Source organism: Cytophagia bacterium CHB2, assembly GCA_030263535.1.
Taxonomy (GTDB): domain Bacteria; phylum Zhuqueibacterota; class Zhuqueibacteria; order Zhuqueibacterales; family Zhuqueibacteraceae; genus Coneutiohabitans.
Genome location: SZPB01000611.1, coordinates 1 through 2,226 on the forward strand (window position 1 = coordinate 1; position 2,226 = coordinate 2,226).

Here is a 2,226-nt window from a genome sequence, read left to right on the forward strand (position 1 = left end):
CGCCCGGGCGCGAGCCGGAGATGGCGTCGGCGGCGCTCACCAGCAACGAAATGAGATTGTCTGCCGGAATGTCTTCGTGGTGCGAGCCGATGGCATTGATCACAATCGGATCTTCATTATATTTCTTGCCGATTTCCATGCCCAGTTGCGTGTGCGTGCCTTCTTGATTCTGGCTGATGGCTTTGCCGATGTCGTGCAACAGGCCGGCGCGTTTTGCCATGCGAACATCGAGCCGCAGCTCGGCCGCCAACGCGCCGCATATGTAGGCCACTTCTTTGGAATGATCCAGCACATTCTGGCCGTAGCTGGTGCGAAAATGCAGGCGGCCCAACACGCGAATCATGTCCGGATGAATTTTCCCGATGCCGACAGTGGCTACTGCCTCATTGCCGGCGCGCCAAATGGCCTTTTCCACTTCTTCTTCGCAGGATTTCACCACATCCTCAACGCGCTGCGGATGAATTTTGCCGTTGCCGATCAACTTCTCCAAGGCCAGGCGCGCGACTTCGCGTTTGACCGGGTCAAATGCCGAGAGTACAACGGCCTCGGGCGTGTCATCGACCACGACTTTGACGCCCGTAGCTTGTTCGAATGCTTTGATGTTGCGGCCATCGCGGCCAATAATGCGGCCCTTGACATCTTCCGAAGGAATCGGCACGACCGAGACCGAGGTTTCCGAGGCATGCTCCGAGGCAATGCGCTCGATCGTCATGGTAAGAATCCGTTTTGCCTCGCGCGTGGCGTTGGCTTTGGCCTCATCCACAATGCTTTTGTAAATCTCCGCGGCATCTTTGTTGAATTCCTGGCGGAGATTTTCCATCAAACGCTGCTTGGCCTCTTCGAGGGAAAGTTGCGTGATCTTCGACAATTCGAGATTTTGCGCGGAGATCAACCTTTCCAGCTCGGCGTCTTTGGTTTTGAGCGAAAGCTTGTAATTCTCCAGCTCGCTTTCGCGTTGCGCCAGCGCGCTTTCGCGCTGTTTCAGCGAATCTTCGCGGCGATTGAGCTTTTTTTCCCGATCGTCCAGGCGCTGGTCGTTCTCCTCGGCCATGCGCAGGCGTTGTTTCAGTTTTTGCTCTTGGCCATCACGCTCGCGGAACCATTCCTGCTTGGCCTGTACCAGGAACTGCTGTCGCTTGCGTTCGGCCTCTTTTTCCGCTTGTGCAATGATATCCGCCGCAGCGGACTTGTTGCGCGCCAGTTTTTGCTGAATCGTGAACTTGGCTAACAACCAGGCAAGCACGAACGCCGTCGCAGCGACGACGACATATATCCACAATGATGTCATAACTTTCCTCGCTTAAGCGCAACGGAATTTCGCAACAACTTCCATTGACGTGCGCCGGCGGCATCACGCCGTTGCATAACGTTCTTCAAATGTCGGGGGCGCCGGCGCAAGGCTCGGGCGCAAATAGCCGCGCATGTGCTCGGCCATGACTTCCATGTTGTTTTTGACTTTGTTGCCCGCGCACGCGGCATTCGACCAGATGCACTCCACGCCTTTGCAATAATCCAGGCGCAGGTCGCAATTTTGCAACTTTTGATACTTGGCGGAGGGAATCATCTTGCGCGTGACTTCTTCGCGATGAAACTCTCCCTTTTGCGTCTTGAAATGAAACTCGACGAGTTTATTCCATAAAAAATTGTGCGCTTGCACAAGCTGCACGGTGGTGAGCTTGTCCAGCAACGGCCGCAAGGGCTGGCCGTTGAATAAACACACCATGATTTCCAATCGTAACCGGAAGGTCAGCTCTTCCAACGGTTTCAAATCCATAGTTGCTTCTCCAGAGATGAGCTGATGCCTTCGCGCGAGGCATCCTGCGATTTAAGTTCGGAAAATATAGATTGCTGCAACCCGAAAATCAAGTCATAATTCACGCCGGATCCGCCGGGCGGAGTTTGGTTCTAAACCGGTATTCCTGTAAAGTACCACAAAAATTTTGAAAACGCTTCGCCGATAAATACCATCACCACCGCCGCATACAAAATGCCGGTTGCCGACTGGGTGCTGCGCAATTTTACCGTCTCATAAATCATGATGCCGAAAATCAGCGGGCCGACCAGGCCGATGGCGACGCGCGCCCAGAAAATCATGCCCGCGCCGGAAAGGCTGAGCAAATTCATCGCCGCCGCGCTTTCGGCAAAGGCGTTGGCCGACATCACAACGAGAACAAACAATACCCGCAAAACCGTGGCCGCCAGAAAGAGAAGCGAGGCGATCTTTAG

General features: G+C 54.4%; 2 protein-coding genes. Both read right to left on the reverse strand.

Features of this window, described 5'->3' with window-relative positions; translation table 11 throughout:
- Window positions 1-1,288 (reverse strand): ribonuclease Y (rny, locus tag FBQ85_29455; GenBank protein ID MDL1879258.1); only part of this gene is annotated, 1,288 nt, incomplete at its 3' end.
- 63 nt (window positions 1,289-1,351) lie between these two features.
- The gene (locus FBQ85_29460) at window positions 1,352-1,774 is read right to left on the reverse strand and encodes a hypothetical protein (protein ID MDL1879259.1); all 423 of its coding nucleotides are present in this window, start codon (window positions 1,772-1,774) and stop codon (window positions 1,352-1,354) included.
- Window positions 1,775-2,226: the final 452 nt, after the last annotated feature.

Excerpts from the sequence above, each read along its gene's own strand:
- FBQ85_29460 (MDL1879259.1), bottom strand. The coding sequence starts at position 1,774 with ATGGATTTGAAACCGTTGGAAGAGCTGACCTTCCGGTTACGATTGGAA.